Source organism: Vibrio sp. Vb0937 (assembly GCF_033338855.1).
This window is the reverse complement of record NZ_JAWOTK010000066.1, coordinates 1-2,538: the sequence shown is the minus strand read 5'-3', so window position 1 is coordinate 2,538 and position 2,538 is coordinate 1. Positions and strand designations below refer to the sequence as shown.

The following is a 2,538-nucleotide window of genomic DNA, read 5'->3' as shown; positions in this document are numbered from 1 at the left end:
AAAGATCTGCAAGAACAGAGCACTTCACATCTGCTTTCTGTTCGTGATACCAAACAACAACAGATCCTCGACTACTTCGAAGCGCAAGAAACCGAAGTCATGGGATTTGTAGGCTCTGAGCTCGCGTATGCCAGTGGTGGTCGTTTTTACGGCCTCGTCAATGCATTTAGCCGTTTAGGCAATGATATTGAAGAAGCACGTGAAAATGCTCAGCAACGTTATATCGAAGGCAGCGGTGACCAAATCAAAACATCGATTTTGCCGGAGTCCTCAAATTATGTCGGCAGTGAACGTTATCGCTTACTCCACAAACGTTATCACTGGGCATATCTGGAGCTACTCAAACGCTCAGATTTTAATGATATTTTGCTGGTCGATATTAACGGCAACGTGACTTATTCCATCAACAAAGACGACAACTACGGTACTAACCTACTAACGGGGCGCTACAAAGACTCGGCATTAGGTAAAACCTTTAAACGTCTAGCTGATGACGTCAACGAACGCCGCAAAGTGAATGAAGATTATACGCCCGTCATTATTTCTGATTTTGAACTGGAACATGGTCGACAAGTCGCTTGGCTTGGTGCACCTATCGTTCAGCAAGGCTATTTGCACAGCTATGCTATGTTCCGTTTACCAAACAACGGCATTACCAAGCTGATCGCAGATAAGAACCGTGAATCGTCCATCAACACTCTACTGGTCGGCAGCGATCAGCAACCACGTACGATTAATACCAAGCAAGACAGTATTCAAAACAGTCTTGAAGTCATCGATAAAGCTTTAGCGGGACAAACCGACGTTGGCACCTACACCAATGGACTTGGCGAAGAAATTATCGCTGCATTTGCCCCAATTCAAACACGCGGTATTACATGGGCGCTCGTGGTTCAACTTCCAGAAAAAGAGGCGTTTTCACGCATTCATCAACTGGAAAAGCTCTTCGTTATCGCCATGCTAATCGCGATCATTCTTGTGGTGATTGCATCGCATTATTTGTCCAACTTCATTACATCACCACTGCTAAAGCTGACTTGGGCGGCGGAGAAAGTATCCGCTGGCGACCTCGACGAAACGACATTCAATACCGAGCGTAAAGATGAAATCGGTCGCTTGGCTATCAGCTTCGAACGTATGCAGCGCTCGATTCGAGAAAAAATCCAAACCATCAAACAGCAAAACGAAGAACTTGAAAGCAACATCAAGCTGATTCAAAAGCAAAATGATGAGTTGCAACTGGCTGATAAACTGAAAGATGAGTTCCTCGCAACAACCTCGCACGAATTGCGTACACCGCTACATGGCATGGTTGGGATAGCAGAAACCCTTGTGTCAGGAGCAAATGGAGTCATTCCCGCCAGTCAAAAATACCAACTTGATATCATTATCAAAAGTGGTCAACGCTTAGCTAACCTCGTAGACGATTTATTGGATTACCACAAAATGCGCTATGGCAGCATGGATATACAAAAATCGGCAGTAAGCTTAGCCAGTGCAACACGCTTGGTGCTTGAGCTTTCTAATCACCTGCTAGGCAATAAGACCATTCGCATCATCAACCAAGTACCAGCCGACCTGAAAGCCGTTTCGGCCGATCCTCAACGCCTCGAGCAAGTGCTGTATAACTTGATTGGCAATGCCATTAAATACACCTCAGAAGGTAAGATCGTCATTTCCGCTACCATTGTCGACGATCACGTCCGCGTGCAAGTGGTCGATACTGGTCAGGGGATTCCAGCAGAACATCTTGAGCATATTTTTGAGCCTTTAATTCAAGCTGGTCAAGATGCAAGTCGCTATCGTCAAGGTGCGGGACTGGGACTATCGATTAGCCGCCAACTGATTGAGTTGATGGGCGGTTCACTTTACGTGAGCAGCCAGCCGATGGTCGGCACCACGTTTAGTTTCACACTGCCATTGGCCAGCGAAGAGGAAATCCAAGCAACTCAAACCTTAGTGGCGCGTGGGCACTTCCAAATTCCTGAGATTAATTTGGAAAATGGCGACGACTTATCGCTACCCGAGAACCCTGATGGCCCACTGCTTTACGTCGCAGATGATGAACCCGTTAACTTGCGAGTACTGGAAAGCTTCTTACGCCTAGAAGGATACCGCGTTCGTACCGTTTCAGATGGCCCAGAAACGCTGGCGCTGGTTGAACAAGAAAAGCCGGAACTGCTGTTACTCGACATTATGATGCCCGGCATGAGCGGCTACCAAGTTTGTAGTGAACTACGTGAAACCTATGATCATGCTGAGCTACCTATCATTATGCTCACCGCTCTCAGCCAAACAGAAGACCGTGTGAGAGGCTTTGAAGCAGGCGCGAATGACTACTTATCGAAGCCATTCAACAAACAAGAATTGGCGGCACGTATCCAAGCGCATTTAACAGCAAGTAAAGCGGAAATGCGCCATATGGAAAACAAAGTGCTGGAGTCAGAGCTTAGACAGCGAGCTGTCGTCGAAGCAAGCCTTCTTGAAACTCAAGGTCGTTTGTTAGAACAGCTAGAATCTGCTCCGGAAGCTAAGATC

1 protein-coding gene is annotated in these 2,538 nt (G+C 46.8%); it reads left to right on the top strand.

Annotated elements, in window-relative coordinates:
- The coding region (locus R7P67_RS23055; protein WP_318086104.1) for a response regulator at nt 1–2,538 on the top strand (2,538 nt) is incomplete at both ends.